Genomic DNA, 26,245 nt, shown 5'->3' with positions numbered 1-26,245 from the left:
CTCCCTGCGAGAGAGGGTCAGGGTGAGGGCATCAGGCAGCACAAAACTTACCCCGTTACTGCCTCTTCAACCGGCGGTTTCGTCAGCATTGTCAGCATCGTATTCGCAATCTCACGCTCACCCATCACCACCTGATTCGCGCCGCGCTCGGTGATGTACTCCACTTCGTCATCATAATGGGCGCGGGCAATGATTTCGATATGCGGGCATTTTTCACGGGCTGTGGCGACAATTTCACCAGCCTCGTAACCGTTCGGGATAGTGAGCAGCAGCCAGCGAGCGCAGTCCAGATGCGCCAGATTCATAATCTCTTCGTTAGCCGCGTTGCCCAGCACCGCGCGGATGCCGCGCTCGCGAAGTTCGTCGACGCGGGTGCGTGACGTTTCAATCACTACAAGTGGAATGCCCTGAGCCATCAGTTTTTCACCCAGCAGGCTGCCGACGCGGCCAAAACCGACCAGCAGCGCGTGGTTGCAGATATCCACCGGGATCTGTTTCTCTTCTTCTGTCGCCTCTTCCAGCGTCAGCTCTTCGAGGGTTTCGGTCTTCTCGAGATATTTTTCCAGCAGGGCAAACAATACCGGGTTCAACATGATGGAGAGGATCGCCCCCGCCAGCACCAGATTTTGCCCAGCCTGTGGCAGCAGGTTCAGGGCCATCCCCAGACCGGCAAGAATAAAGGCGAACTCGCCAATCTGCGCCAGGCTGGCGGCGATGGTCAGCGCCGTGCGCGGCGAGTGACCGAACATCCGCACCAGGAAGAAGGCGGCAACGGACTTACCAAAGATGATGATTGCCAGCGTACCCAGCACGGCCAGCGGCTGCTGGATGAGGATCAACGGGTCGAACAGCATCCCGACGGAGACGAAGAACAGCACCGCGAATGCATCACGTAGCGGCAGGGTATCGTGCGCGGCGCGGTGGCTCAGCTCGGACTCGTTCAGCACCATCCCGGCGAAGAACGCGCCCAGCGCAAAGGAGACGTCAAACAGCTCGACGGCGCCAAAGGCAATGCCCAGCGCCAGCGCAAGGACTGAAAGCGTGAACAGTTCACGCGAGCCCGTGACGGCGCTGCGGGACATGATCCACGGCACCAGACGGCGGCCCACCAGCATCATGATGGCGATAAACGCCATGACTTTACCGATGGTAATGCTCATATCCAGTGCCAGCGAGGCGAAGCCGATATTCTCTTTTTCCATCATCCCGGCGACGGCGGGCAGCAGAACCAGCGTCAACACCATTACCAGATCTTCAACAATCAGCCAACCTATCGCGATTTGCCCGCGCTGGCTGTCTATCAGCTGCCTCTCTTCAAGCGCGCGCAGCAGCACCACGGTACTGGCGGTTGAAAGACACAGCCCAAATACGATACCGGTCATGATTGACCAGCCCAGCACCGCCGAAAGCGCCATGCCCAGCAGCGTCGCCACCCCTATCTGGGCGATCGCTCCCGGTATGGCGATCGACTTTACCGCCATCAGATCCTTCAGGGAAAAATGCAGCCCGACGCCAAACATCAGCAGGATCACGCCTAATTCCGCCAGCTCAGGCGCCAGTTTGGTATCTGCGACAAAACCCGGCGTAAAGGGCCCTGCCAGCACGCCCGCCAGCAAATAGCCTACCAGGGGCGAAATACGCAGTTTATTGGCAATCATGCCGAGAATAAAAGCGAGCACAAGTCCACCAACAATGGTGGTGATAAGCGGTGTGGCGTGGTGCATTCCGTCTCCTTTTGCGATGGGTGATCCATTTTTGGTGCAAATACCAAAAAGCCGATTAATAGTTTATGACAATTTTTACGCTTATGTTTATGAATAATTGTTGAAAACACAATAAAAAGGCAATAAGCATGAAAAAAGGCAGATTTTGATAAATTTGCTGAGGGGAGGGAGAGGAAAGCCTTATGGCATCAGGTTATCCGGCTGCCAAAGTTTAACTTTGGCAGCCGTGAAGTTACGCTTTATGACGGTTGTCAGGCAGGAATATGGTCAACATCCCCAGAAGTGGCAGGAAAGCGCAGATTTTATAGACCAGGAAGATGCTGGTGTGGTCGGCAACCATCCCTAAAACGGCTGCGCCAAGGCCGCCCATGCCAAAGGCAAAACCGAAAAAGAGGCCGGAAACCATACCGATACGTCCCGGCAGCAGCTCCTGCGCGTAGACCAGGATGGCTGAAAATGCCGATGCGAGAATAAAACCAATAATCACCGTCAATATTCCAGTCCATTCCAGCGTTGCGTAGGGTAAAACAAGCGTAAACGGTGCAACGCCGAGGATAGAGCCCCAAATCACATATTTACGTCCGATTTTATCCCCCACAGGGCCGCCAATCACCGTGCCTGCCGCCACCGCAAACAGGAAGGCAAAGAGATGGAACTGGGCGTTTTGTACCGATAATCCGAATTTTTGCATCAGATAGAAGGTGTAATAGCTGCTGATGCTCGCCATATAGAAATATTTCGAGAAAATCAGCACCAGCAGCACGCTGACGGCAAGGATCACCTTATTGCGCGGAAGGGGGTTGGTTATCTTCACGGCAGGTTTTCCCTTATTTACGCGATGCTGCGCGGCATACCAGCGGCTGATTTGCGCCAGGACGACAATCGCCAGCAGCGCGGCCAGCACAAACCACGCCACGTTGCCTTTACCGTAGGGCGCGATAATCACCGCCGCCAGCAGAGGACCGAGGGAGCTACCAAAGTTCCCCCCCACCTGGAACAGAGACTGCGCCAGCCCGTGGCGTCCGCCGGAGGCCATACGCGCCACGCGGGACGATTCCGGATGGAACACCGATGAACCGGTTCCCACCAGCGCCGCGGCAACCAGTACCGCCTCAAAGCTGCCCGCCATGGCCAGCAGCACCAGCCCGCTCAGGGTGAAGCACATCCCAATGGGCAGCGACCATGGCATCGGGTATTTGTCCGTCCAATAGCCCACCACCGGCTGTAGCAGCGAAGAGGCCAGCTGGAAGGTCAGGGTGATCATCCCGATCTGCACGAAGGTTAATGAGAACTCAGACTGCAACAGCGGGTAGATCGCCAGAATCAGCGACTGGATCATGTCGTTGAGCAGATGAGAGAGACTGATTGCGCCTAATACTTTAAAGGAAGTGCGCGATTTCGGCGGCGACGCCGGAGCGCCCTGGACGGGCTGGGTTGATTCACTGATTGCCATAAATACCACGTCGATTTGTTATTAGAGATGCAGGGAGTAATTATTATCCGACTAACATACCCGTCCGTGACATTTGAAGAAAGTCGCAATTCTGAAAACTTATTTGTCTATTCTTGTGAGTCACTGTAATTTTTGCGTTTGTCTATGGGTCAGGGAGAGAGAAGATGAAGTTAATGAAGCGTGGCGTCGCGCTGGCGCTCATCGCCGCATGGGGGCTAACAAGCCTGCCCGCGCAGGCGTATGAAAAAGATAAAACCTATAAAATTACCATTCTGCATACTAACGATCATCACGGCCATTTCTGGCGCAGCGAATACGGTGAATATGGCCTGGCGGCGCAAAAAACGCTGGTGGATGGCATTCGTAAAGAGGTCGCGGCCCAGGGCGGCAGCGTGCTGTTGCTGTCGGGCGGGGATATTAATACCGGCGTACCGGAATCTGATTTGCAGGATGCCGAGCCTGATTTCCGCGGCATGAATTTAATTGGTTACGACGCGATGGCGGTCGGAAACCACGAGTTTGATAATCCGCTGAGCGTGTTGCGCCAGCAGGAGAAGTGGTCCAAATTCCCGTTCCTTTCCGCCAATATTTATCAGAAAAGCACCGGCGAGCGCTTGTTTAAACCGTGGGCGCTGTTCAAGCGTCAGGATCTGAAGATCGCGGTCATCGGCTTAACCACCGACGATACGGCCAAAATTGGCAACCCTGAATTTTTCACCGACATCGAATTCCGTAAACCGGCGGACGAAGCGAAGCTGGTGATCCAGGAGTTGCAGCAGAATGAAAAACCGGATGTGATTATCGCGACCACCCACATGGGGCATTACGATAACGGTCAGCACGGCTCTAACGCGCCGGGCGACGTGGAGATGGCGCGCAGCCTTCCAGCGGGCTCGCTGGCGATGATTGTGGGCGGTCATTCGCAGGATCCGGTCTGCATGGCTTCTGAGAATAAAAAGCAGGTAGATTATGTGCCCGGCACGCCGTGCGCGCCGGATCGTCAGAACGGGATCTGGATTGTACAGGCCCACGAGTGGGGTAAATACGTTGGCCGCGCGGATTTCGAATTCCGTAACGGCGAGATGAAGCTGGTGCACTATCAGCTCATCCCGGTCAACCTGAAGAAGAAAGTGACCTACCCGGATGGCAAAAGCGAGCGGGTACTCTACACGCCAGAGATCGCTGAAAACCAGCAGATGCTCTCTCTGCTGACGCCGTTCCAGAGCAAAGGGAAAGCGCAGCTGGACGTGAAGATTGGCACGCTTAACGGACGACTGGAAGGGGACCGCAGCAAAGTCCGCTTTGTACAGACCAACATGGGGCGTCTGGTGCTGGCCGCGCAGATGGCGCGCACGAATGCGGATTTCGCCGTGATGAGCGGCGGCGGTATTCGTGACTCCATCGAAGGCGGAGACATCACCTATAAAGACGTGCTCAAAGTGCAGCCGTTTGGCAACGTGGTGGTCTATGCGGACATGAGCGGGAAGGAGGTGATTGACTACCTGACCGCCGTGGCGCAGATGAAGCCAGATTCCGGGGCGTATCCGCAGTTTGCTAACGTCAGCTTCGTCGCGAAGGACGGTAAGCTCAACGATCTCAAAATCAAAGGCGAACCGGTTGATACGGCGAAAACCTACCGCCTGGCAACGTTAAGCTTTAACGCCACCGGCGGCGACGGCTATCCGCATATCGATAACAAACCGGGCTATGTAAATACCGGGTTTATTGATGCGGAAGTGTTGAAGCAGTTTATCCAGCAAAATTCACCGATTGACGTGAACGCGTATGAGCCGAAAGGTGAGGTGAGCTGGCAGTAGTGTTGTGCGGCCTGATGCCCTCACCCCAACCCTCTCCCACCGGGAGAGGGCGCGAACACAAAAAACGGTAACGCCTGTTACCGTTTTGCTTTTACCTCGCAGCGCCACCGGGCAATTTTCTCAATCCCGGCGCGCAATATCCGCAAATTTCGCGTCCAGCATTTTCGCCAGATCGCCTGCGGACAGTTCGATATCCAGCCCGCGTTTGCCGCCAGAAATATAGATCGTTTCAAATTCTTGCGAAGGCGCATCGATCAGCGTGGGCAGACGCTTTTTCTGACCGAGCGGGCTGATCCCGCCGACCAGATAACCCGTTGTGCGTTGCGCAACCATCGGGTCTGCCATATCGACCTTTTTCGCTCCCATCGCTTTGGCCACTTTCTTCAGATCAAGCTGTCCGGCGACGGGCGTTACTGCTACGGCGAGGTGCTTCATATCGCCGTTCACCGCGACCAGCAGCGTTTTGTAGACCTGGTCCGCGTTCAGCCCCAGCTTGCGCACCACTTCATCACCAAAGTTGGTTTCGTTCGGATCGTGATCGTAGGTGTGGATCCGGAAAGAAATTTTGTTTTTTTCGAGTAATTTAACGGCGGGAGTCATGGCTATCCTTCTTACGACAGACGATTCATGCCAGCAGCATACGCCTGACGTTTGTCTAAAAAATAGCACCATCTTGCGCAATAGTATTGGCAGTGATGGTTACTTTGAGCGACAATCGGCGTAGCCGAAGGTCACTTCGGTATAATAAAAACGATGAAATTCCTCTTTGACGGGCCAATAGAAATATTGGCCATTTTTTTATTTCAGCAGCGACGGCAAATTCCCTTCTCCGTACAAATGCAACGCGCCAACCGCGACAACATAACGACCGGCAGGCAGGGCATATAGCGTCTCCCGCCACGCCTGGTTGCGCGCGTTCATCAGCACATCATACAACGATTCACTGAACGTCGACGGTAACGCCAGCTTACCGTCTGCGGGCGGCGCATCCAGCCACCAGCCAATCATCGTTTGCAGCAGACGCGCGTTGGTGTGCCAGTGGGTCAGGGTATCATCCAGTAGCATCTTGCCGTCATCGGGAAGCTGGCGAAGGAGCGCAATCTGGCTGTCCGTGCCTTCCAGTTCAATAACGGACAGGTTGCGCGCCCTTGCCGCATTCAGCAGTTGATAATCGATACCGTAATCGCCGCGCAGCCCCAGGCGCTGCGCCTGGGTTGCCTGTAGCACCATGGCAATTTGCCACAGGGGCAGGGTGTCGAGCATTGAGAGCGAGACGCCGGTCTCATCCGCAAGACGAGTAAGCTCAGCCAACTGCGTCTCGTTAAGACGTTCCGCCAGGGGGCGGCCGCTTTCCAGCCCGGCAAACGGCGATTCATGGCCGGAGATGTCGGCTTCGACGATCAGCGCGTCGGCGCGCTTCAGTAGTTTAATCAGGCCGGAGGGCAGGGGGGACATATCCTGCGTGCCCATATGAATGCTTCCCACCAGGTGCAGATGCTGCCCGCCCGGAAGCGAAATATCCATACCGGGCCAGGCATAACGGCGGGGAAAAAGGGCGCGAAACGATGTTTTTATACGATTAAACAGACCCATACGCGCTCCATAAACGGAAAGGTTCATGCTAGCGCGTACGGGTACAAGGTTCAATCCTTCGGTTTAAACCGCAGCAGACGGTTAGCGTTGCTCACCACGGTAATTGACGAGAGCGCCATCGCCGCACCCGCAACAACCGGGTTCAGCAGGGTACCGGTCAGCGGCCACAAAATCCCGGCGGCAATCGGAATGCCGAGCGAGTTATAGACGAACGCCCCCAGCAGGTTCTGCTTCATGTTGCGCAACGTGGCTTTCGAAATCGCCAGCGCGTCCGCCACGCCCATCAGGCTGTGGCGCATCAGGGTGATCGCCGCGGTTTCAATGGCGACATCGCTCCCGCCGCCCATCGCAATTCCTACGTCAGCCTGCGCCAGCGCCGGGGCGTCGTTGATGCCGTCGCCCACCATCGCCACCTGGCGACCCTGACTTTGCAGGTTCTTGATGGCGTCCGCTTTGCCGTCCGGCAGCACGCCCGCGATCACCTCATCAATACCGGCTTCTTTGGCGATGGCGTTGGCGGTGGTCGGGTTGTCCCCGGTCAGCATCACCAGACGATAGCCCGCGCGGTGCAGGCGCTGTAAGGCATCTACGCTGTCCTGGCGTAACGGATCGCGCACGGCCAGTAGCGCCGCCACCTGACCATCCCTCGCCAGCAGAACCGGCGTCGCGCCCTGAGAGGCCTGCGCGTTCAGCTCTGCGTCCAGCGCGGACGTATCAACGCCGTGTTCAGTCAGCAGTGCCTGGTTTCCCAGCAGCAGCGTATGGCCTTCGGCTTCACCGCTGACCCCTAAACCGCGCAGGGTGCGGAAGTTACTTACCTGCGGCAGACGGGCATCACCGGCTTTCTCCAGGATGGCGCGCGCCAGCGGGTGGCTGGAGCCTTGTTCCAGCGCGGCGGCCAGGCGCAGGGCATCCGTCTCCGTACAGCCAACGGTACTGACGGCTACCACCTGCGGTTTGCCCTCGGTGAGCGTGCCGGTTTTATCAAAAACAAGGGTGTCCAGCGTGCTTGCCCGTTGCAGGGCGTCAGCATCACGGACCAGTACGCCAAATTCGGCGGCGCGTCCGACGCCAGAGATAATCGACATCGGCGTGGCCAGGCCAAGGGCACAAGGGCAGGCGATGATCAGTACCGTGGTGGCGATCACCAGGGTGTAGACAATCTGCGGCGCCGGGCCGAAGAAATACCAGATTGCCGCGCTCAGCAGGGCAATACCGACGACTACCGGCACAAAAATGGCGGAGATTTTATCGGCAAGCTGACCAATCTCCGGCTTACTGCTCTGCGCCTGGCGGACCATGCGAATGATGCGTGACAGCGTGGTATGGCTGCCGACCGCGCTGGCGCGGAACAGCACGCTGCCGTCCTGTACCACCGTACCTGCATGCACTGCATCGCCCTGAGATTTCTGCTGAGGGATCGGCTCGCCGGTCAGCATCGCTTCATCCAGCCAGGCATCGCCCTGGGTGATTTCACCGTCGACGGGCACGCGGTCGCCGGTGGTCAGGCGCAGCGTCATTCCCGGCTGTACCTCTGAGAGCGGAACGCTTTTTTCCCCGTCGTCCGTGACCACGCGGGCCGTCGGCGGGGTTAAATCGAGTAATCTTTCCAGCGCTTTCGACGAGCGCTGACGCGCGCGGGCTTCGAGCATATGGCCTAAGTTAATCAGACCGATAATCATCGCACTCGCTTCATAATAGAGATGGCGCGCCTCCATCGGGAACCACTGCGGCCAGACGTTCACGCTCATCGAATACAGCCACGCCGCGCCGGTACCGAGCGCGACCAGCGTGTCCATCGTCGCGGTGCGGTTTTTCAGGCTCTTCCAGGCGCTGGTATAGAAATGTCCGCCAGCAAACACCATCACCGCAAGGGTAATCAGACCAATCACCAGCCACAGGGTGCGGTTGTCAGCGGTGACCATCATGTTGTCACCCATCATGCCCCACACCATCACCGGAATACCGACCAGCAGGGCGACAATCGCCTGCCAGCGGAAGCGCTTCATGGTGGCGACAGCCGTTTCCTGCTGGCGCTCGCGGCGCTCGGCATCATCTTCGATGGCCTCCGCCCCGTAGCCCGCTTTCTCCACGGCCTGCACTAACTCTGCGGCGGAGGCGCTGCCCATCACCAGCGCAGTACGCTCCGCCAGGTTTACCCGTGCCTGTGCTACACCCGGTACCGCCTGTAAGGCGTTTTGTACCCGGGAAACGCAGCTGGCGCAGCTCATGCCGTTGATCAGCAGTTGTTGGCTGTCATCAATGTCATCAGCTACCGGAAGCTCAGGAGTGGCCGCTGTCAGTGCTTCCGACGGGGATGATGACTCTGCCAGCGGTTTAGCCTTTGGGTGGCTTAACTCCGCCCCGTAACCGGCCTGTTTAATGGTATCAATCAGCGCGTCGGCGCTGGCGCTGCCGGTCACGGCGGCATGATCGATAGTCACCTCAGCGCTTTCCACGTCAGGACGCTGCTCCAGGCTTTCTTTAACGCGTTTGACACAGTGGCCGCAGGAGAGGCCGTCCAGTGTCAGGTCAATAGTGTGAGACATAACAAAACTCCCGTATAATGTTCTGGTCAATTGTTGACCTTCACTCTGCTTTTCGCTAACTGTTATGAAGGTTAAACCTTCCATCAAGGGGAAGGTCAAGGGGGAAATGTGAATATCAGCGATGTTGCGAAAAAAACCGGCTTAACCAGCAAAGCGATTCGCTTTTATGAGGAAAAAGGGCTGGTGACGCCACCGTTGCGCAGTGAGAACGGCTACCGCAGCTATACGCAGCTGCATCTTGATGAACTGACGTTACTGCGCCAGGCAAGACAGGTAGGATTTAACCTTGAAGAGTGCGGCGAGCTGGTTAACCTGTTTAACGATCCGAAACGCCACAGTGCCGACGTGAAAAAACGTACGCTGGAAAAAGTGGCGGAGATCGAACGCCATATCATCGAATTACAGGCGATGCGTGAGCAACTGTTACAGCTGGCAGAATCCTGCCCGGGAGATGACAGCGCCGAGTGCCCGATTATCGACAATCTTTCCGGCTGCTGCCACCGTAAAACCCACGCCTAACAGGCTTTAACCCGCAGGGTAATACCTTCCACCGCGATGACCTCAACCCGCGTGCCGGCGCTGAGGTCATCATCGGCCACCACCGGCCACGAACTGTCCCCCACGCGCATATGACCGCGTCCGTTTATTAGCGTGTTATCAAGCGTAAAGCGTTTACCCACGATCTGCTGCCCACGCTGGTTGAGATGCGCGTCGACCGGCTTCTGCGCCTTCACCCGTTTGTTCAGCCAGCGCCACCACAGCCAGGCGGCCAGCAGCGTCAGCACGGCAAACAGCGCGCCCTGCCACTCCCAGCCGACAGGCAGCAGCCAGACGACCAGCCCGGTAATCACCGCGGCAACCCCGCTCCACAGCAGATAACCGTTGCCGCCAAGCATCTCGGCGGCCAGCAGCAGTCCGCCAAGGCTTAGCCAGAACGCATGAGGATGTGCAACGATGAGCTCAATCATTTTTTACGCTCGTTTCCGCCGTCTTTGATCAGTTCGGCAATTCCGGCGATAGACCCCATCAGGCTGCTGGCATCCAGCGGCATCATCACCACTTTGCTGTTGTTCGCGGAGCCGATCTCCTTCAGCGCATCGGTATATTTTTGTGCGACGAAGTAGTTCACGGCCTGGATATCCCCGGCGGCAATCGCCTCGGAGACCATTTGCGTCGCGCGGGCTTCCGCTTCTGCCGAACGTTCACGCGCTTCCGCTTGGAGGAAGGCAGACTGACGGTCGCCCTCGGCTTTCAGGATCTGCGACTGTTTTTCCCCTTCCGCTTTCAGGATTTCAGCCTGACGCACCCCTTCGGCTTCAAGAATATAGGCACGCTTGGTACGCTCGGCCTTCATCTGCGCGTTCATGGAGGCAATCAGCTCTGCCGGTGGGCGCACGTCGCGGATCTCAATGCGTGTCACTTTGATCCCCCACGGATTGGTGGCTTCATCCACAATGTGCAGCAGGCGGGTATTAATGCTGTCGCGCTGGGAGAGCATTTCATCCAGCTCCATCGAGCCAAGCACGGTACGGATGTTGGTCATGGTCAGGTTGACGATCGCCAGCTCCAGGTTGCTCACCTCATAGGCCGCTTTTGGCGCATCAATCACCTGAATAAAGCACACCGCATCGATGGTGACGTTGGCGTTATCCTTGGAGATGACTTCCTGAGAAGGGATATCCAGCACCTGCTCCATCATGTTGATCTTGCGCCCAATTCTGTCCATGAACGGGACGATCAGGCTTAAACCCGGCTGAAGGGTATTGGTGTAGCGACCGAAGCGTTCGACGGTCCACTGGTAACCCTGCGGGACAATTTTGACGCCTGCGCCCACGATAACCAGCGCAACGAAAATAAGGACAGGAACAACGATGAGCATAAAAACCTCCTGTTTTGCATGCCGTAACGAGAAAACTGCGTATTTGTTGAACGTAAGTATATCGGCTAACGAACAGGATTTCGCCCCTGTAAAGAGGTGGGAACCGGACTGGCAGAAATAAAACGCCCCGTTCGGGATGCGGGGCGCAAAGCGTTACTTTTCAGACCAGGTATAGCTGAAGTCAGTGATAAACCCATCCCCGGCGTCAGCGATGGCTTTTGATAAGCCCTGATAGTATTTTTCCAGGCCGATGGCCTCTATCTGCTGGATCTGCTCGCGAACGGGAGCGCAGAACAATACCGCATTGCCCGCCCCGACACGTTTGTTGTTCGGCGGCAGATCGCCAGTAATCGCTTTAAACCAGGTTCTGATCCCTTGCTTTAAGTTGTGCGGCGCTTTTGTAAGATCCTCCTGGCCGGTCAGCACCTGTAGGGTAGGGAATTCATTAGCATTGACGGCGGTTTTCATACGCGCAAAGAACGCGGTAAAAAGCTCAAAAGAGCCGAGATCCGTAACGCGAGGCTTGGTAGTTTTTCCATTTTTATTGCCCATTTTTCCGGCAGGGGCTGTAGGTGCCGGAACCACATTGACCTTATGCAGATCCAGACCAAACAGCAGATTGCAGTGCGCCCGGCGCTCTTTAAGCGGGTAGGACATCAGCACGTCAATAAACGCCGTCGCCTTCACATCGGCCAGGTCATGGTTAATCAGCCATTGCGAGCGGGCAAATTCCGCAGGGGAAACGAACCAGTCAGGCACCTCAGTAAAGCGTCTGGATTTACCCTTGCCGTCAAACTCGAGAAAGTAAGCCCCATCATCAAAAGCAAAATAGCAGTTTTTAAAGCTACCGATTGTGGTGTTAACGATGAGCGCCTTCTTAACAAAATCGACCACCTCTGCACCCATGACAAAACGCGTGAGTTCAGAAGAATTGATGACTTCCATTAATGTTTCCACATCAGGAACACCAGGCTTCAGGGAGGAGAACTCATAAAAGATATGTGTCATGTTGCTGACTTCCTGTAGTGATAGAGGTGACAATAAACAGGCAAAAAGTTTAACACTTGCTATAGGTTAAGGCTATTCGCGCTGCGTAGCGGAAAGGATTATGCTAAAGGCTCTTCTTATCACAGCGGTTAATGGAATCGGAATGAATAATAAAAAAAATCTTCTGGATATCAGGGATGTTGGCTTTCGTGTGGGTGATAACACCATCCTTCAGCACGTCGATTTTTGTCTCTCTCCGGGCGAATTTAAACTGATAACCGGTCCCTCCGGCTGCGGCAAAAGCACCCTCCTGAAAATCGTGGCTTCGCTACTGAGCCCAACGGAGGGAACCATCCTGTTTGCAGGAAAAGATATCGCCACGCTTTCACCGGAAAGCTATCGCCAGCAGGTGTCATACTGCGTGCAGACGCCGTCCCTGTTTGGCGACACGGTGTACGACAATCTGGTTTTCCCCTGGCACATCCGCAACCAAACGCCTGATCCGAAAAAGTTTACCGACGATCTGACCCGGTTCGGGCTTTCGCCGGAGACGCTGACCAAATCGATCGCCGAACTGTCGGGCGGGGAAAAGCAGCGCGTCTCGCTGATCCGTAACCTGCAATTCTTGCCGAAGGCGCTGTTGCTGGACGAAATCACCAGCGCGCTGGATGACGCTAACAAGCGCAACGTCAATGACATTATCCATCGCTACGCCCGGGAGCAGAATATTGCCGTGCTGTGGGTGACGCATGATTCAAATGAAATTACCCATGCGGATGATGTCATCACGCTCAGGCCGCAGGGCGGGAAAATGGAGGAGGCTCACCGTGGGTGAACATAACATAACTAACGAATCGCTGGCGCTGTCGATGGTCCTGGTGCTGGTGGCGATTGTGGTCAGCTACCGGGAAAAGCTGGGGCTGGAAAAAGATATTCTTTGGAGTATCGCCCGCGCGGTCATTCAGCTCATCATCGTCGGCTATGTGCTGAAATACATCTTCAACGTTAATCATGCCGTGCTGACCCTGTTGATGGTACTGTTTATCTGCTTTAACGCGGCATGGAACGCGCAGAAACGCAGTAAATACATCGATAAAGCGTTCATTTCGTCGTTGATCGCCATCACTACCGGGACCGCGTTAACGCTGGCTGTGCTGGTGCTTTCCGGCTCGATAGAATTTACGCCGATGCAGGTGATCCCCATTTCCGGGATGATTGCGGGCAATGCGATGGTGGCGGTCGGGTTGTGCTACAACAATCTGGGGCAACGGTTCAGCAGTGAACAGCAGCAGCTTCAGGAGAAGCTAAGCCTTGGCGCGACGCCGAAGGTGGCCTCGGCGAGATTGATCCGCGACAGCATTCGCTCTTCGCTAATCCCAACGGTGGATTCCGCCAAAACAGTGGGTCTGGTGAGCCTGCCGGGCATGATGTCGGGGCTGATTTTTGCCGGTATCGATCCGGTAAAAGCCATTAAATACCAGATTATGGTGACGTTTATGCTGCTCTCTACGGCGAGCCTGTCCACCATCATTGCCTGCTACCTGACCTATCGGAAGTTTTACAACGCTCGCCACCAGCTGGTGGTGACGCAGTTGAAAAAGACGGGGTAATATCTGCTTTTGTAGGCCCGGTAAGCGTTAGCGCCACCGGGCATTTTTTTGCTAGTAGAGCAACGCGTACAGCTGACGACGATATTTCGACGCCAGCGCGTCACCGGTACCCAGCGCGGCCAGGATCTCCTGGAACATCTTCCGCGCCTGTCCGTCTGCGGCGCCCAGGTCCTTTTGAAGATGGCTAAACAGCAGCTCCAGCGCCTCTTCGTTACGCCCCACCTGATGAAGCTGAAGCGCCAGCTGGCTTGCCAGCGCGGCATCCTGCGGGTTGTCCGCAACCTGCTGCTGAAGCTGTTGAATTTCAGGGGTATCGGCCGCCTGTTTAAGCAGGTCAATCTGCGCCACCAGACCCTGATAACGGGTATCCTGATCCTGCATCGGCACCGTTTTCAGCACGGCTTCCGCGTCTTCAGGGCGGTGCAGTGCAATCTGGGTCTCTGCCAGCAGCAGACCAATCTGGCTGTTCTGGTTCGACAGCTGCCACGCGTCTTTTAACAGCGGCAGCGCCTCGTCGTACTTGCCTTCCTGCATCAGCGCCATGGCTTCCTGCGCTTTCAGCTCTTCTTCGCGCGGCAGGACTTTATCCAGCAGGGCGCGGATCGCCTCTTCTGGCAGCGGCCCCTGGAAGCCATCCACCGGCTGACCGTTCTGGAACAGGTAGACGGTTGGGATCGCACGCAGGCCAAACTGGGAAGCCACCATCGGTTCGGCGTCACAATCCAGCTTCGCCAGAATGAACTGACCATTGTACTGCGCGGCAAGGCTTTCCAGGACCGGCGTCAGTTGCAGGCAGTGTTGGCTGCGTTCAGACCAGAAGTAGAACAGCACCGGTTTAGTCATTGACTGTTCGAGCGTCTGTTGCAGGTTAGCTTCAGTTATGTTGACGATATTCTGTACGGACATGCGGCATTCTCTTTTATCGGTTTACTCTTTACATGGGGGTAAGCGTGGTCGCTTCAACTCAACCCTGCAAAATTTTGTCCATCATCCGCCCCGGCAGCAGGCGTTTCAACCAGCCGACGGCATGGGTCACCAGCGTGACCGGATAGCGCATTTTAGGGGTATCGCTCTCAAACGCGTGGCGCACTTTGGCAACGACGGCTTCTGGCCCAAGCGTAAAACGCGCCGCGATGCCGGGATTTTCGACCGGTTTGTCCGCCTGCGTCTGGTTAACGTTTTCCGTAAAGCGGGTGCGGATCGGGCCGGGTTCAATCAGGCTGACCTTAATACCGCTGTGGCGCAGCTCCATGCGCAACGCATCGGACCAGGCTTCAAGCGCATATTTACTGGCAGCGTAAGCCCCGCGGCCCGGCGTGGAGATCAGGCCCATCACCGAGGAGGTCATGACAATCCGCCCTTCGCCGTGCGGCAGCATGGCCGGGAGAAGGTGCATGGTAAGCTGATGCGCCCCGAAAAAGTTTGCGGAGAACTGCTGCTCCAGCTGTTCCCGTGAGAGAGTCTGTAGCGGGCCGTACACGCCGTAGCCCGCATTGTTGAACAGACCGTAAAGACGGTTGTTGGTCAGGGCGATAACCTCATCGGCGGCCTGCTCTACGCTCTCTGGCGAATCGAGATCCAGCAGAATGCCGGTAAATCCCAGCCCTCGCATGCGTTCGACATCCTCGGGTTTGCGGCAGGCTGCCAGCACCCAAAACCCCTGACGTTTCAGTTCAAGGGCGCTTTCAAGGCCAATTCCGCTGGAACATCCTGTTATTAAGACCGATTTTTGCATAACTTTACCTGTCAGGTTCTCAGCTGTTTGACGAGTCATGTTTTACTAAAGGAGCCAGCCGGGTTGCCATCCAGTCGGCAATAAACGGCTGGGCATCGCGATTGGGGTGAATGCCATTATCCTGCATCCACTGGGGTTTCAGATAGACCTCTTCCATGAAAAATGGCAGCAGCGGAATATCAAACTCTTTGGCAAGCTTAGGATAGATCGCGCCAAACGCCTCATTATACCGACGGCCGTAGTTAGCGGGCAGGCGAATTTGCATCAGCAGCGGCTGGGCATTGGCGGCCTTAATGGTCTGCAAAATGGTCCGCAGCGTTTGCTCCGTTTGCTGTGGCTGGAAGCCGCGCAAACCATCATTACCGCCCAGTTCGACCAGCACCCAACGCGGTTGATGCTGCTTAAGCAGGGCAGGCAGGCGCGATAAGCCTTGCTGCGACGTATCGCCGCTGATGCTGCCGTTCACGACAGAGGCCCGGGACTGCCATTTATCATTGAGCAGGGCGGGCCAGGCCGCACTGGCGGCCATACGATAGCCCGCGCTCAGGCTGTCGCCCAGAATCAATAACGTGTCCGCAGCCGCCGCGCGGAAGGTCATCAGCATCAAAAACAGGAAGGGCAAATGCCAGCGGAAAACATTGTTGAAGTTCATCGTCTTAAGAAGTCCGTCGGTCAGGGGGAACACGAGCTTTCCATCCTCACCGGAGTTGAACTCGTTGTCAAACGTGCCGAAACCATCGCCCTGATTGGTGAATCCGGTTCCGGTAAGTCCACGCTGCTGGCCATTCTCGCCGGTCTGGACGATGGCAGCAGTGGGGAAGTGAACCTGGTCGGCCAGCCCCTCCACGCGCTTGATGAAGAGGCCCGCGCCGCGCTGCGAGCCCGGCATATCGGGTTTGTCTTTCAGTCATTCATGCTGATCCCGACGCTGAACGCGCTGGAAAACGTTGAGCTACCTGGCCTGCTGCGCGGTGAAAATACCCGTGAAAGCCGCGATCACGCGAAGGCGTTGCTGGAACAGCTGGGGCTGGGAAAACGTTTCGACCACCTTCCGGCACAGCTTTCCGGCGGTGAGCAGCAGCGCGTGGCGCTGGCCAGGGCGTTTAACGGGCGCCCGGAAGTGCTGTTTGCCGATGAGCCAACGGGCAATCTCGACCGTAAAACCGGGGACAAAATTGCCGATCTGCTGTTTTCCCTCAACCGTGAGCACGGCACCACGCTGATTCTGGTAACCCACGACCCGCAGCTGGCCGCCCGCTGCGACCGCCGCCTGCGGCTGGTGAACGGTATTCTTCAGGAGGAAGCATGATTGCCCGCTGGTTCTGGCGTGAGTGGCGCTCGCCCTCGCTGCTGATTGTCTGGCTGGCGTTGAGCCTGGCGGTGGCCTGCGTGCTGGCGCTCGGCAGCGTCAGCGATCGTATGGAGAAAGGGCTTAGCCAGCAGAGTCGGGAATTTATGGCCGGGGACCGGGCTCTGCAAAGTTCTCGCCCCGTGCCGCCGGGCTGGATTGAGGAAGCGCGCAAAGAGGGGCTGAAGGTAGGGGAGCAGATCACCTTTCAGACTATGACCTTTGCGGGCGACACGCCGCAGCTTGCCAGCGTAAAAGCCGTGGATGACATCTACCCGATGTACGGTGACTTACAAACCAGCCCGCCGGGGCTAAAACCGACGGCCGGTACGGTCCTGCTGGCATCGCGACTGATGGCGCTGCTGAACCTGAAACCCGGCGACAGTATCGACGTCGGCGACGCGACACTCAAAATTGCCGGGGAAGTGGTGCAGGAGCCCGACTCTGGATTTAATCCGTTCCAGCTTGCGCCGCGCCTGCTGATGAACACCGCTGATGTGGCGAAAACCAACGCCGTCCAGCCGGGAAGCCGTGTCACCTGGCGGTATAAGTTTGGCGGGACGCCTGCTCAGCTGGAGGCGTACGAAAAATGGCTCCTGCCGCAGCTCAAGCCGGAACACCGCTGGTACGGGCTGGAGCAGGATGACGGGGCGCTCGGCAAATCCCTCGAACGTTCCCAGCAGTTCCTGCTGCTGTCGGCGCTGTTAACCCTGCTGCTTGCCATTGCGGCGGTTGCCGTGGCGATGGGGCACTACTGCCGCAGCCGTTACGATCTGGTGGCGATCCTCAAAACCCTCGGCGCGGGCCGCGCGCAACTGCGCAAGCTGATTGTCGGCCAGTGGCTGATGGTGCTGGCGCTGTCGGCTCTGACCGGCGGGGCGATAGGGCTGCTGTTTGAAAAGCTGCTGATGGTGCTGCTCAAACCGGTACTGCCCGCCGCATTACCGCCTGCCAGCCTCTGGCCGTGGCTGTGGGCAATCGGCGCGATGACGACGATCTCCCTGCTGGTGGGGTTACGCCCGTACCGACTGCTGCTCGCCACCCAGCCGCTGCGCGTGCTGCGCCGCGATGTGGTGGCCAGCGTTTGGCCGCTGAAGTTCTACCTGCCGGTGATTATTGCGGTGGCGGTCGGGCTGCTGGCCTGGCTGATGGGCGGTAGTACGCTGCTGTGGGCGGTGCTGGCGGGCGCGGTGGTGCTGGCGCTGCTGTGCGGCGTAGTGGGCTGGATACTGCTTAATGTGCTGAGAAAGCTGACAGTTAAATCACTTCCCATACGGTTAGCGGTTAACCGACTGCTGCACCAGCCGTGGTCTACCCTCAGCCAGCTCTCGGCATTTTCGCTGTCGTTTATGCTGCTGGCGCTTCTGCTGGTGCTGCGCGGGGATCTGCTGGATCGCTGGCAGCAGCAGCTTCCGCCAGAAAGCCCGAACTATTTCCTGATCAACATCGCGCCCGAGCAGGTGACGCCGCTGAAGGGCTTCCTGTCCGAGCATCACATTATTCCCGAGTCGTTCTATCCGATCGTGCGCGCCCGACTGACGCAGATCAACGGCCAGTCGACGGAGGGAAATAAGGATGAATCGCTCAACCGCGAACTCAACCTGACCTGGCAGGCGAAACGTCCGGACCATAACCCGATCGTTGCTGGCACCTGGCCGCCGAAAGCGGGGGAAGTGTCGATGGAGGAGGGGCTGGCGACACGCCTGAACGTGAACCTCGGCGACAGCGTGACCTTCACCGGTGATACCCAGGATTTCACCGCCAAAGTTACCAGCCTGCGTAAAGTGGACTGGGAAAGCCTGCGGCCAAACTTCTTCTTCATCTTCCCGCCGGGTGCGCTGGACGGACAGCCCCAGAGCTGGCTCACCAGCTTCCGCTGGGAAAACGGCAACGGCATGCTGACGCAGCTTAACCGGGAATTTCCGACGGTGAGCCTGCTGGATATCGGCGCGATCCTTAAACAGGTCGGGCAGGTGCTGGAGCAGGTAAGCCGCGCGCTGGAGGTGATGGTGGTGCTGGTGACGATCTGTGGCATATTGCTGCTGCTGGCGCAGGTGCAGGTCGGCATGCGTCAGCGTCATCAGGAGCTGGTTGTCTACCGCACGCTGGGGGCCAGTAAACGGCTGCTGCGCGCCACGCTGTGGAGCGAATTTGCCCTGCTCGGGCTGGTGGCGGGCCTGGTGGCGGCCATCGGGGCGGAAACGGCGCTGGCGGTACTCCAGAGCAAAGTCTTCGACTTCCCGTGGGAGCCCGACTGGCGGCTGTGGTTCACGCTGCCCGTCTGCGGCGCCGTGCTGCTGTCCCTGTGCGGCGGCTGGCTCGGATCCCGGCTGTTGAAAGGTAAAGCGCTATTCCGCCAGTTTGTTAGCTAGTTTACTGACGTGATGATGACGCACCGGCATTTCTGCTGGTGCGTCATTGCTTAACGGCACAAATCGTTAATTCCCCTGCATTTAGTAGCACAAAACATTAAAAACCCGCCCACACAGCCCGAATTTTTCCGGTTAATATTCACCAGCTAAATATTTAGCAGCGTGTCTATCAAGGAAAAAGAATGACTATAAGAAAAACAGCGCTGGCGACAACGATCGGCGCAGCAGTGGCATTGGCTTCTTTCGCATCCCAGGCGGAAATCACTCTTCTGAAACAGGATCCGCAGGCGGGTAACCCGCTGAGCCGCCTGAACTTCACCGTTGGCGGTAGTATTCGTCCTCAGTTCCAGAACATGACCGGCGATGACGGCAAAAACGGCTACAAGCGCAACGGCTTTGACGGCGGTACCCGCTTCCGTTTCGCGGCAGACTACTACCTGTTCGATGACATCAGCTGGATCACTTACTACGAGCTGGGTGTGAACATTCCGGCGCAGTTTAACTGGGATAACCACTACGCCGACGGCGCGCACGATACTTCACGCCGTATGCTCTACACCGGTCTGAAGAGCGACACCTGGGGTACGCTGACCTTCGGCCAGCAGAACAGCGTGTACTATGACGTGGTGGGCGCAAAAACCGATATCTGGGACTACGACATGATTGGTCAGGCGCCAGGTAACGGGATTAATGGCGACTACGACGGCTCTTACCGTTCACGCCAGATGCTGAAGTACAAGAAAACCGTGGGCGATGCTGACATCTACGCCTCTTACCTGTTTGAAGACAGCGAATACCTGCCGGGCAACGGCCTGCGCTACAAGCGTAAAGGCGGCGGTTCACTGGGTATCGATTATCACCTGACCACCGATCTGACCTGGGGCGCAGCGTGGAACTACACCCGCGCGGACATGCGTAACCCGGACAACGGCGACAGCAAATCCTACGACCAGAACATCCTTGGTACCGCCCTGAGCTGGACGCCGGATAACTGGACCTTCTCCGCAGGCGGCGGCTGGTATCAAAACTTCCTGACCACCAAAAAAGTGTCCGTTAACGACTACTTCGCCGGTGATGCATGGGGTATTGAATACTTTGCGGGTTACAAGTTCCCTGTTGGTCAGTATGCGGTGAAATCCATCCAGCCGTACTTCATGGGCGACCGTATCGAGTACGTGAATGGCCGTAACTACCAGCGCATCGACAACGGTGTGGGTATCAGCTTCCAGCTGGATTACGGTTTCCGCGTGGATTACGAACACGTGTTCACCTCCAGCACCGACAACCTGGGCGACATGAACCTGGTGCGTCTGCGTTACGACTTCTAAGTTGTCATGTAGGGTGCGGCCTGATGCCCTCACCCTGACCCTCTCCCACGGGGAGAGGGAAAAAACATTAAAAACGGCAACCCAGGTTGCCGTTTTGCTTTTACCTCGCCACCCGGCTTTATTTTTCAGCGATCGAGCCACTCAGCAATTTCTTCGTACGTCCCGCGATACACAATCTTCTCCGCCTTTTTCTCCAGCTGATAGCCGTACATCGGGTCGTAATAATCCTTCAGCAGCGGCACAAGCCAGCTGAAGTGCGCGTCAGTGCTGCCAGTACGCTGTTGCTCGACAAGCGCGGCATCCAGCAGGGCGGTAAATTCCGCGAAGCGTTGCAGCCCCAGACGGCGACGAATGGCGTACAGGCCGTGATGCAGATATTCGCTATACGCTTTCCAGCCCGCTTTCTCGCCGTAGGCAGCAGAAAAATCGGCCCACATATGGTCGAAATACTCTTCGCGCAGGCGCTCCAGGCGGACTTCAAAGGGGTCTTCGACGACAACGACAGGGGCGTCAACCATGCGGTCGCGCAGGCATTCCGGCAGGTGGTTAGAGCCAATCATCCGGCCTTCATCTTCCAGCACCCAGCGCGCGGCGTCTTTTTTTAGCAGTTCGACGGCAAGGTGATTTTCAAAACTGGCCTGGGAAAGCTGCGGGGTGAGCGTGCGACCAAATGATGAGCCGCGATGGTGCGCCAGCCCTTCCAGATCGATGCCCTGCGCATGCTGCTTAACCAGCAGCGTTTTACCGTTTCCGGTACAGCCGCCGATAAGCACCATCGGTTTTTGTGACTGCTCAATGGTCACCTGAATCGCCGTCTGACGCAGGGCCTTATAGCCGCCGCGGATCAGCGGATAATCGATTCCCGCCTCTTTCAGCCAGGCCTGGGAGATGTGTGAGCGCTGGCCACCGCGCGCGCAGCAAAGGTAGCCCTCAGGATGGGCCAGGCTGGCTTCCCGCCAAGCGTTGATGCGCGCCTCTCGCGTCTCGCCGTTGACCAGGCTATGGCCGAGCGCCAGCGCGGCGTCCGGACCCTGGCGTTTATAGCAGGTGCCGACGGCGGCACGCTCGTCGTCGTTCATTAAGGGCAGGTTGAGTGCGGCGGGCATCGCACCCTGGGCAAATTCGATCGGCGCGCGAACGTCGATTAAAGGGGTATCGGACGCGAGGATCGCGCGATAGTCCGTTCCATCGTTCATGGTGATTCCAGAAGAAAACTGAGCAGCAATGGGCGGGAATTGTACGCCGGGGAAGGGGAAGGTCAACTCCCCGGCGGGGGATACTTACTTCAGTTTTGACTGCGCCCAGACAATGCCGCTCGCGTATTCTGGCGGCAGCAGGGGAACAATCGCTTCCAGCGTAGCGCTCAGGCGGTCCGTGTCGGTATCGTTCAGGTTCAGGTGACCGACCTTACGCCCCGGACGTACCTCTTTGTCGTACCAGTGCAGGTGCACCAGCGGCAGCTTCAGCCAGTTGTAGTTCAGATCGGTACCGATCAGGTTGATCATCACCGACGGGCTGGTCACCACCGGCTGCGGCAGCGGCAGGTCAGTGATGGCGCGCAGGTGCAGCTCGAACTGGCTGATGGAGGCGCCGTTTTGCGTCCAGTGACCGCTGTTGTGCACGCGCGGCGCAAGTTCGTTGATCAGCAGACCCGACGGCGTGACGAAACACTCCATCGCCATTACGCCCACATAGCCCAGCTCATGCATGATGGCAGAGAGCATTTCTTCCGCCTGCGCCTGCTGGTCAGCATTGGCCTGCGGGAAGGCGACGCTGGTGCGCAGAATCCCGTCCTGATGCAGGTTATGCGTTAGCGGGTAAAAAACGGTGTGCCCGTCATGCCCGCGCGCGCCAACCAGCGACACTTCACCGCTAAAGTTAATGCCCTGCTCAACGATGCACTCGCCGTAGCAGTCATCCGGCAGCTCGGCGGTGTCGTTCGCGCGCAGGCGCCACTGCCCGCGGCCGTCGTAGCCGCCGACGCGACGCTTCACAATCGCCAGGTCTCCCAGCATCGCAAAGACGTCATCCCATTCGCGCTTATCGGAAAGCAGCTGCCACGGCGCGGTCGCGAGGCCGAGCTTGTCGAAAAGCTGTTTTTGCGTGAGACGGTCGGCAATGATCGGGAAGACGTCGCGGTTTACAAAGGCGTTATGACGCGCCAGCTCGCGGGTCAGGGCGGTTTCCGGCCAGCGTTCAATTTCGGCGGTGATCACGCTCTGATGGAACGGCACGGCTTCCGGCTCGGCATCCAGCCCGACGGGCCAGACGGCAATACCCAGCGGCTCACCGGCCTGACGCAGCATCCGGCCAAGCTGACCATTACCAAGAACGCAAACCTGCTTCATGCTGCACCCCGCGGATCCGGGTTATCCAGCACCTCGTCGGTCTGGGCTTTACGCCACTCCGCCAGACGCTGATGTAACTCTTTATCATGCGTCGCCAGGATCTGCGCGGCCAGCAGGGCGGCATTTGCCGCACCCGCTTTACCAATCGCCAGCGTACCGACAGGAATACCGCGCGGCATCTGGACGATAGAGTAAAGGCTATCAACCCCGCTTAACGCGGCGCTTTGCACAGGAACACCCAGTACCGGCACCAGCGTTTTGGCGGCAATCATGCCCGGCAGATGTGCTGCGCCGCCCGCACCGGCAATGATCACCTCGTAACCGTTCTCTTCGGCGCTTTCGGCGAAGCTGAACAGTTTATCCGGCGTACGGTGCGCGGAAACCACTTCGACGTGGTGCGGAACATTCAGGATTTCAAAGATTTCGGCGGCGAACTGCATGGTAGCCCAGTCGCTTTTGGACCCCATCACGATGGCGACACGCGCCGGATTATTGCGGGAAGACATGCGTCTTAAAACTCCTGTGGTGCGGAACACACTGCTTTCGAGGGCACAGAGAATAGCATGTAATACCGGCAAGGAAAACGGTTGCGTGGTCGGGAAATGGGCGAAAAGACGGGGAGGGTTAAAACGGGAAGGCGATCAGTTCAACACCTTCCGGCGTGACTTTGACCATCGATCCTTCGCTGTGCCAGGCCCCTAAAACCACGCGATGGGCGGGCTCGCCGTTGGCGATAAGGGAATGCACATCGGGACGATGGGTATGGCCATGGATCAGCCACTGAACGCGATGCTTCTCCATCACCTTCACCACCGCCTGCGGGTTGACGTCCATGATGGTCATCGATTTGCTGCTGTTGGCGGCCTTGCTGCCCGCGCGCATTCTGGCGGCGATGCGGTTGCGAATAAACAGCGGCAGGGCGAGGAACACTTTCTGGATCCACGGGGTGTGAACTTTGGCGCGAAACGCCAGGTAGCCGGTATCGTCAGTGCAGAGCGTGTCGCCGTGCATGATCAGAATATTGCGGCCATAGAGGTTTAGCACCTGCTCTTCCGGCAGCAGCGTCATGCCGCTCTCGCGGGCGTAGCGCTGGCCGATCAGGAAATCACGGTTGCCGTGAATGAAATAGCAGGGGACGCCGGAATCCACCAGCGTTTTAATGGCCGCAGCCATCTCACGGTGCAGCGGGTTCGGATCGTCGTCGCCAATCCAGGCCTCAAACAGGTCGCCCAGAATGTACAGCGCGTCGGCGTTTTTCGCTTCACCGCGTAAAAAACGCAGAAAACCGGCGGTTATCGCCGGTTCTTCTGTTTGCAGATGCAGATCCGCAATAAAGAGTGTCGCCACGAATTACTCGCTGACGGTCACGCTTGTAATCACAACGTCTTCTTTAGGAACGTCCTGGTGCATACCGCTGCGGCCAGTAGAAACGGCTTTGATCTTGTCGACCACGTCCATCCCTTCAACCACTTCTGCGAATACGCAGTAGCCCCAGCCTTGCAGACTTTCGCCAGAGAAGTTCAGGAAGTCGTTGTCCGCTACGTTGATGAAGAACTGTGCGGTTGCAGAATGTGGCGCCTGAGTACGGGCCATTGCCAGCGTACCACGGGTGTTTTTCAGGCCGTTGTTCGCTTCGTTTTTGATCGCTTCTTTCGTCTCTTTCTGGCGCATGCCAGGCTCGAAACCGCCGCCCTGGATCATAAAGCCGTTGATCACACGGTGGAAAATAGTGTTGTTGTAGAAACCTTCGCGGCAGTAGTCCAGGAAGTTTTTAACTGTTTCAGGCGCTTTGTCATCAAAAGTTTTGATTACGATATCGCCATGATTAGTGTGGAAAGTAACCATTTTTGCATCCTGTTCCGTTATTGTGGTGCGTCGACCCGTGCTCGGGTCACATATAGGGGCTTGTTATAGCATAACCACAGGACACGATCACCTTGCATTGTGTGCTGACCGTACTCCGAATTATGGGTATTATAAGGAACAAACAATCCACACACGTGTTTACATGGAATCTTCGATGTTAAAAATCTTTAATACAATGACGCGCCAAAAAGAGGAATTTAAACCTATCCATGCCGGGGAAGTCGGCATGTACGTGTGTGGTATTACGGTTTACGATCTCTGTCACATCGGCCATGGCCGTACCTTTGTCGCGTTCGACGTGGTGTCACGCTACCTGCGCTTCCTGGGCTACAACCTGAAGTATGTGCGCAATATCACCGACATCGACGACAAAATCATTAAACGTGCTAATGAAAATGGCGAAAGCTTTGTCGCGCTGGTGGATCGCATGATCGCCGAAATGCACAAGGATTTTGACGCCTTAAATATTCTGCGCCCGGACAGCGAGCCGCGTGCGACCCACCATATCCATGAAATCATTGATATCACCCAAAAGCTGATCGAGCGCGGTCACGCCTATGTGGCGGACAACGGCGACGTGATGTTCTCGGTGCCGACGGACCCAACCTACGGTGCGCTTTCCCGCCAGGATCTGGACCAGCTCCAGGCCGGTGCGCGCGTGGACGTGGTTGACGTGAAGCGTAATCCGATGGACTTCGTGCTGTGGAAGATGTCCAAAGCGGGCGAACCGAGCTGGCCATCCCCGTGGGGCGAAGGGCGTCCGGGCTGGCACATTGAATGTTCCGCGATGAACTGCAAGCAGCTGGGAAACCATTTCGACATCCACGGCGGCGGTTCGGATCTGATGTTCCCGCACCACGAAAACGAAATCGCGCAGTCCACCTGTGCTCACGGCGGCGAGTACGTGAACTACTGGATGCACTCCGGGATGGTGATGGTTGACCGCGAGAAGATGTCGAAATCGCTGGGTAACTTCTTCACCGTGCGCGACGTGCTGAAGTATTACGACGCGGAAACCGTGCGCTACTTCCTGATGTCTGGCCACTATCGCAGCCAGCTGAACTACAGCGAAGAGAACCTGAAGCAGGCGCGCGCTGCGCTGGAGCGTCTGTATACCGCACTGCGCGGCACCGACAAGTCTGTTTCAGCCGCAGGCGGCGAGGCGTTCGAAGCCCGCTTCGTTGAGGTCATGAACGACGACTTCAACACCCCTGAAGCCTATTCCGTGCTGTTCGACATGGCGCGTGAGGTGAATCGCCTGAAGTCAGAAGATATGGCGGCGGCCAATGCGCTGGCGTCTCATCTGCGTAAGCTCTCTTCCGTGCTCGGCCTGCTGGAGCAGGAGCCGGATGTGTTCCTGCAAAGCGGCGCGCAGGCGGACGACGGCGAAGTGGCGGAAATTGAAGCACTGATTAAAGCGCGTCTGGAAGCGCGTCAGGCGAAAGACTGGGCGGCGGCGGATGCGGCGCGTAACCGTCTGACCGAGATGGGCATTATTCTGGAAGATGGCCCGCAGGGAACCACCTGGCGTCGTAAGTAATTTTCTCCTCACTCTAACCCTCTCCCACAGGGCTGAGGGATCCCCAGTAATATGGTCATGCCACCATGACCATATTACTGTACTCTTTTCCCAGCT

Annotated in this window: 24 protein-coding genes; 8 read left to right on the top strand and 16 right to left on the bottom strand. The window is 57.2% G+C overall.

The features are described from left to right. Positions 1 to 47: 47 nt before the first annotated feature. The gene (ybaL, locus tag ACOTYB_RS08035) at positions 48 to 1,724 is read right to left on the bottom strand and encodes a YbaL family putative K(+) efflux transporter (RefSeq protein ID WP_409248817.1); all 1,677 of its coding nucleotides are present in this window, start codon (positions 1,722 to 1,724) and stop codon (positions 48 to 50) included. A 232-nt stretch (positions 1,725 to 1,956) separates the two neighbouring features. Beyond that, on the bottom strand, positions 1,957 to 3,177 hold the full coding sequence (locus tag ACOTYB_RS08030; RefSeq protein WP_022650508.1) for an MFS transporter: 1,221 nt from the start codon (positions 3,175 to 3,177) through the stop codon (positions 1,957 to 1,959). Positions 3,178 to 3,341: 164 nt separating this feature from the next. On the opposite strand from ACOTYB_RS08030, the gene ushA reads away from it, so the two are divergent. Next, a complete protein-coding gene (gene ushA, locus ACOTYB_RS08025) occupies positions 3,342 to 4,994 on the top strand; it encodes a bifunctional UDP-sugar hydrolase/5'-nucleotidase UshA (protein WP_022650509.1) in 1,653 nt (550 codons plus the stop codon). Between the two features lie 120 nt (positions 4,995 to 5,114). Here the strand turns inward: ushA and ybaK are convergent, their stop codons facing one another. The 3 genes from ybaK to copA all read right to left on the bottom strand — a co-directional run bounded on the left by ybaK (position 5,115) and on the right by copA (position 9,136). Further along, positions 5,115 to 5,594 (bottom strand): Cys-tRNA(Pro)/Cys-tRNA(Cys) deacylase YbaK, encoded by a 480-nt coding sequence (ybaK, locus tag ACOTYB_RS08020; RefSeq protein ID WP_126524786.1) that lies wholly within the window; start codon positions 5,592 to 5,594, stop codon positions 5,115 to 5,117. Positions 5,595 to 5,792: 198 nt separating this feature from the next. Further along, positions 5,793 to 6,587, bottom strand: coding sequence for a TraB/GumN family protein (locus ACOTYB_RS08015; RefSeq protein ID WP_003858948.1), 795 nt, complete (start codon positions 6,585 to 6,587; stop codon positions 5,793 to 5,795). Between the two features lie 50 nt (positions 6,588 to 6,637). Further along, entirely contained in the window at positions 6,638 to 9,136 is a 2,499-nt protein-coding gene (copA, locus tag ACOTYB_RS08010) for a copper-exporting P-type ATPase CopA (RefSeq protein WP_003858946.1), read from the bottom strand. 108 nt (positions 9,137 to 9,244) lie between these two features. On the opposite strand from copA, the gene cueR reads away from it, so the two are divergent. Beyond that, the gene (gene cueR / locus ACOTYB_RS08005) at positions 9,245 to 9,655 is read left to right on the top strand and encodes a Cu(I)-responsive transcriptional regulator (RefSeq protein ID WP_017383222.1); all 411 of its coding nucleotides are present in this window, start codon (positions 9,245 to 9,247) and stop codon (positions 9,653 to 9,655) included. On the opposite strand, the gene ACOTYB_RS08000 is transcribed toward cueR, so the two are convergent. From ACOTYB_RS08000 to ACOTYB_RS07990, 3 genes are all read right to left on the bottom strand, one after another. Beyond that, on the bottom strand, positions 9,652 to 10,104 hold the full coding sequence (locus ACOTYB_RS08000) for an NfeD family protein (protein WP_022650512.1): 453 nt from the start codon (positions 10,102 to 10,104) through the stop codon (positions 9,652 to 9,654). The two genes, cueR and ACOTYB_RS08000, sit on opposite strands and share 4 nt — an antisense overlap. Then, complete coding sequence (locus ACOTYB_RS07995; protein WP_003858941.1) at positions 10,101 to 11,015, bottom strand: SPFH domain-containing protein; 915 nt, start codon at positions 11,013 to 11,015, stop codon at positions 10,101 to 10,103. Before ACOTYB_RS07995 ends, ACOTYB_RS08000 begins: the two co-directional genes overlap by 4 nt. A 153-nt stretch (positions 11,016 to 11,168) precedes the next feature. After that, positions 11,169 to 12,023 carry a hypothetical protein gene (locus tag ACOTYB_RS07990; protein ID WP_023324252.1) on the bottom strand — a complete coding sequence of 285 codons (855 nt, stop codon included), beginning with the start codon at positions 12,021 to 12,023 and terminating at the stop codon, positions 11,169 to 11,171. A 142-nt stretch (positions 12,024 to 12,165) separates the two neighbouring features. On the opposite strand from ACOTYB_RS07990, the gene fetA reads away from it, so the two are divergent. Further along, positions 12,166 to 12,837, top strand: coding sequence for an iron efflux ABC transporter ATP-binding subunit FetA (gene fetA / locus ACOTYB_RS07985; RefSeq protein ID WP_015571235.1), 672 nt, complete (start codon positions 12,166 to 12,168; stop codon positions 12,835 to 12,837). Continuing rightward, complete coding sequence (gene fetB / locus ACOTYB_RS07980) at positions 12,830 to 13,612, top strand: iron efflux ABC transporter permease subunit FetB (RefSeq protein ID WP_017383223.1); 783 nt, start codon at positions 12,830 to 12,832, stop codon at positions 13,610 to 13,612. The genes fetA and fetB overlap by 8 nt, the downstream gene beginning before the upstream one ends. A 51-nt stretch (positions 13,613 to 13,663) precedes the next feature. Here fetB and ACOTYB_RS07975 read toward each other — a convergent pair whose 3' ends face one another. From ACOTYB_RS07975 to tesA, 3 genes are read right to left on the bottom strand one after another with little or no spacing between them, the layout of a single operon-like run. Continuing rightward, the gene (locus tag ACOTYB_RS07975; RefSeq protein WP_220153618.1) at positions 13,664 to 14,518 is read right to left on the bottom strand and encodes a co-chaperone YbbN; all 855 of its coding nucleotides are present in this window, start codon (positions 14,516 to 14,518) and stop codon (positions 13,664 to 13,666) included. Positions 14,519 to 14,576: 58 nt separating this feature from the next. Next, the gene (locus tag ACOTYB_RS07970) at positions 14,577 to 15,386 is read right to left on the bottom strand and encodes an SDR family oxidoreductase (protein WP_104468573.1); all 810 of its coding nucleotides are present in this window, start codon (positions 15,384 to 15,386) and stop codon (positions 14,577 to 14,579) included. Then, on the bottom strand, positions 15,367 to 15,999 hold the full coding sequence (gene tesA / locus ACOTYB_RS07965; protein WP_421765790.1) for a multifunctional acyl-CoA thioesterase I/protease I/lysophospholipase L1: 633 nt from the start codon (positions 15,997 to 15,999) through the stop codon (positions 15,367 to 15,369). The genes ACOTYB_RS07970 and tesA overlap by 20 nt, the downstream gene beginning before the upstream one ends. On the opposite strand from tesA, the gene ybbA reads away from it, so the two are divergent. The 3 genes from ybbA to ACOTYB_RS07950 all read left to right on the top strand — a co-directional run bounded on the left by ybbA (position 15,970) and on the right by ACOTYB_RS07950 (position 20,395). Then, positions 15,970 to 16,656 (top strand): putative ABC transporter ATP-binding protein YbbA, encoded by a 687-nt coding sequence (gene ybbA / locus ACOTYB_RS07960; protein WP_126524782.1) that lies wholly within the window; start codon positions 15,970 to 15,972, stop codon positions 16,654 to 16,656. The two genes, tesA and ybbA, sit on opposite strands and share 30 nt — an antisense overlap. Then, complete coding sequence (gene ybbP / locus ACOTYB_RS07955) at positions 16,653 to 19,067, top strand: putative ABC transporter permease subunit YbbP (RefSeq protein WP_220153619.1); 2,415 nt, start codon at positions 16,653 to 16,655, stop codon at positions 19,065 to 19,067. The genes ybbA and ybbP overlap by 4 nt, the downstream gene beginning before the upstream one ends. 182 nt (positions 19,068 to 19,249) lie before the next feature. After that, positions 19,250 to 20,395: a porin gene (locus ACOTYB_RS07950; RefSeq protein WP_022650515.1), complete on the top strand. Its 1,146-nt coding sequence runs from the start codon at positions 19,250 to 19,252 to the stop codon at positions 20,393 to 20,395. Between the two features lie 125 nt (positions 20,396 to 20,520). Here the strand turns inward: ACOTYB_RS07950 and mnmH are convergent, their stop codons facing one another. The 5 genes from mnmH to ppiB all read right to left on the bottom strand — a co-directional run bounded on the left by mnmH (position 20,521) and on the right by ppiB (position 24,588). Beyond that, positions 20,521 to 21,591, bottom strand: coding sequence for a tRNA 2-selenouridine(34) synthase MnmH (gene mnmH, locus ACOTYB_RS07945; protein ID WP_022650516.1), 1,071 nt, complete (start codon positions 21,589 to 21,591; stop codon positions 20,521 to 20,523). Positions 21,592 to 21,675: 84 nt separating this feature from the next. Continuing rightward, positions 21,676 to 22,743 (bottom strand): 5-(carboxyamino)imidazole ribonucleotide synthase, encoded by a 1,068-nt coding sequence (gene purK / locus ACOTYB_RS07940; RefSeq protein ID WP_003858922.1) that lies wholly within the window; start codon positions 22,741 to 22,743, stop codon positions 21,676 to 21,678. Beyond that, positions 22,740 to 23,249, bottom strand: coding sequence for a 5-(carboxyamino)imidazole ribonucleotide mutase (gene purE / locus ACOTYB_RS07935; RefSeq protein WP_003858921.1), 510 nt, complete (start codon positions 23,247 to 23,249; stop codon positions 22,740 to 22,742). Before purE ends, purK begins: the two co-directional genes overlap by 4 nt. Positions 23,250 to 23,367: 118 nt before the next feature. Further along, entirely contained in the window at positions 23,368 to 24,090 is a 723-nt protein-coding gene (lpxH, locus tag ACOTYB_RS07930; RefSeq protein ID WP_022650517.1) for a UDP-2,3-diacylglucosamine diphosphatase, read from the bottom strand. A gap of 3 nt (positions 24,091 to 24,093) precedes the next feature. Continuing rightward, positions 24,094 to 24,588 (bottom strand): peptidylprolyl isomerase B, encoded by a 495-nt coding sequence (gene ppiB / locus ACOTYB_RS07925; protein ID WP_000256009.1) that lies wholly within the window; start codon positions 24,586 to 24,588, stop codon positions 24,094 to 24,096. A 175-nt stretch (positions 24,589 to 24,763) separates the two neighbouring features. Here ppiB and cysS point away from each other — a divergent pair, with 175 nt between their 5' ends. Continuing rightward, on the top strand, positions 24,764 to 26,149 hold the full coding sequence (cysS, locus tag ACOTYB_RS07920) for a cysteine--tRNA ligase (protein WP_058659127.1): 1,386 nt from the start codon (positions 24,764 to 24,766) through the stop codon (positions 26,147 to 26,149). Positions 26,150 to 26,245: the final 96 nt, after the last annotated feature.

It is taken from the genome of Enterobacter cloacae complex sp. IR5450 (assembly GCF_049238665.1).
Taxonomy (GTDB): domain Bacteria; phylum Pseudomonadota; class Gammaproteobacteria; order Enterobacterales; family Enterobacteriaceae; genus Enterobacter; species Enterobacter hormaechei_C.
This window is presented reverse-complemented; position numbering and strand designations above follow the sequence as displayed.

What these genes read in the sequence shown, in the direction of transcription:
- ACOTYB_RS07950 (WP_022650515.1), top strand. Translation starts at nt 19,250, where the DNA reads ATGACTATAAGAAAAACAGCGCTGGCGACAACGATCGGCGCAGCAGTG.
- fetA (WP_015571235.1), top strand. Translation starts at nt 12,166, where the DNA reads ATGAATAATAAAAAAAATCTTCTGGATATCAGGGATGTTGGCTTTCGT.
- ushA (WP_022650509.1), top strand. Translation starts at nt 3,342, where the DNA reads ATGAAGTTAATGAAGCGTGGCGTCGCGCTGGCGCTCATCGCCGCATGG.
- mnmH (WP_022650516.1), bottom strand. Translation starts at nt 21,591, where the DNA reads ATGAACGATGGAACGGACTATCGCGCGATCCTCGCGTCCGATACCCCT.
- ACOTYB_RS07970 (WP_104468573.1), bottom strand. Translation starts at nt 15,386, where the DNA reads ATGACTCGTCAAACAGCTGAGAACCTGACAGGTAAAGTTATGCAAAAA.
- cysS (WP_058659127.1), top strand. Translation starts at nt 24,764, where the DNA reads ATGTTAAAAATCTTTAATACAATGACGCGCCAAAAAGAGGAATTTAAA.
- ppiB (WP_000256009.1), bottom strand. Translation starts at nt 24,588, where the DNA reads ATGGTTACTTTCCACACTAATCATGGCGATATCGTAATCAAAACTTTT.
- ybbA (WP_126524782.1), top strand. Translation starts at nt 15,970, where the DNA reads ATGCCAGCGGAAAACATTGTTGAAGTTCATCGTCTTAAGAAGTCCGTC.
- ybaL (WP_409248817.1), bottom strand. Translation starts at nt 1,724, where the DNA reads ATGCACCACGCCACACCGCTTATCACCACCATTGTTGGTGGACTTGTG.
- ACOTYB_RS07995 (WP_003858941.1), bottom strand. Translation starts at nt 11,015, where the DNA reads ATGCTCATCGTTGTTCCTGTCCTTATTTTCGTTGCGCTGGTTATCGTG.
- ybbP (WP_220153619.1), top strand. Translation starts at nt 16,653, where the DNA reads ATGATTGCCCGCTGGTTCTGGCGTGAGTGGCGCTCGCCCTCGCTGCTG.
- ACOTYB_RS07990 (WP_023324252.1), bottom strand. Translation starts at nt 12,023, where the DNA reads ATGACACATATCTTTTATGAGTTCTCCTCCCTGAAGCCTGGTGTTCCT.
- ACOTYB_RS08000 (WP_022650512.1), bottom strand. Translation starts at nt 10,104, where the DNA reads ATGATTGAGCTCATCGTTGCACATCCTCATGCGTTCTGGCTAAGCCTT.
- purE (WP_003858921.1), bottom strand. Translation starts at nt 23,249, where the DNA reads ATGTCTTCCCGCAATAATCCGGCGCGTGTCGCCATCGTGATGGGGTCC.
- tesA (WP_421765790.1), bottom strand. Translation starts at nt 15,999, where the DNA reads ATGAACTTCAACAATGTTTTCCGCTGGCATTTGCCCTTCCTGTTTTTG.
- ACOTYB_RS08030 (WP_022650508.1), bottom strand. Translation starts at nt 3,177, where the DNA reads ATGGCAATCAGTGAATCAACCCAGCCCGTCCAGGGCGCTCCGGCGTCG.
- ACOTYB_RS08015 (WP_003858948.1), bottom strand. Translation starts at nt 6,587, where the DNA reads ATGGGTCTGTTTAATCGTATAAAAACATCGTTTCGCGCCCTTTTTCCC.
- ACOTYB_RS07975 (WP_220153618.1), bottom strand. Translation starts at nt 14,518, where the DNA reads ATGTCCGTACAGAATATCGTCAACATAACTGAAGCTAACCTGCAACAG.
- copA (WP_003858946.1), bottom strand. Translation starts at nt 9,136, where the DNA reads ATGTCTCACACTATTGACCTGACACTGGACGGCCTCTCCTGCGGCCAC.
- ybaK (WP_126524786.1), bottom strand. Translation starts at nt 5,594, where the DNA reads ATGACTCCCGCCGTTAAATTACTCGAAAAAAACAAAATTTCTTTCCGG.
- purK (WP_003858922.1), bottom strand. Translation starts at nt 22,743, where the DNA reads ATGAAGCAGGTTTGCGTTCTTGGTAATGGTCAGCTTGGCCGGATGCTG.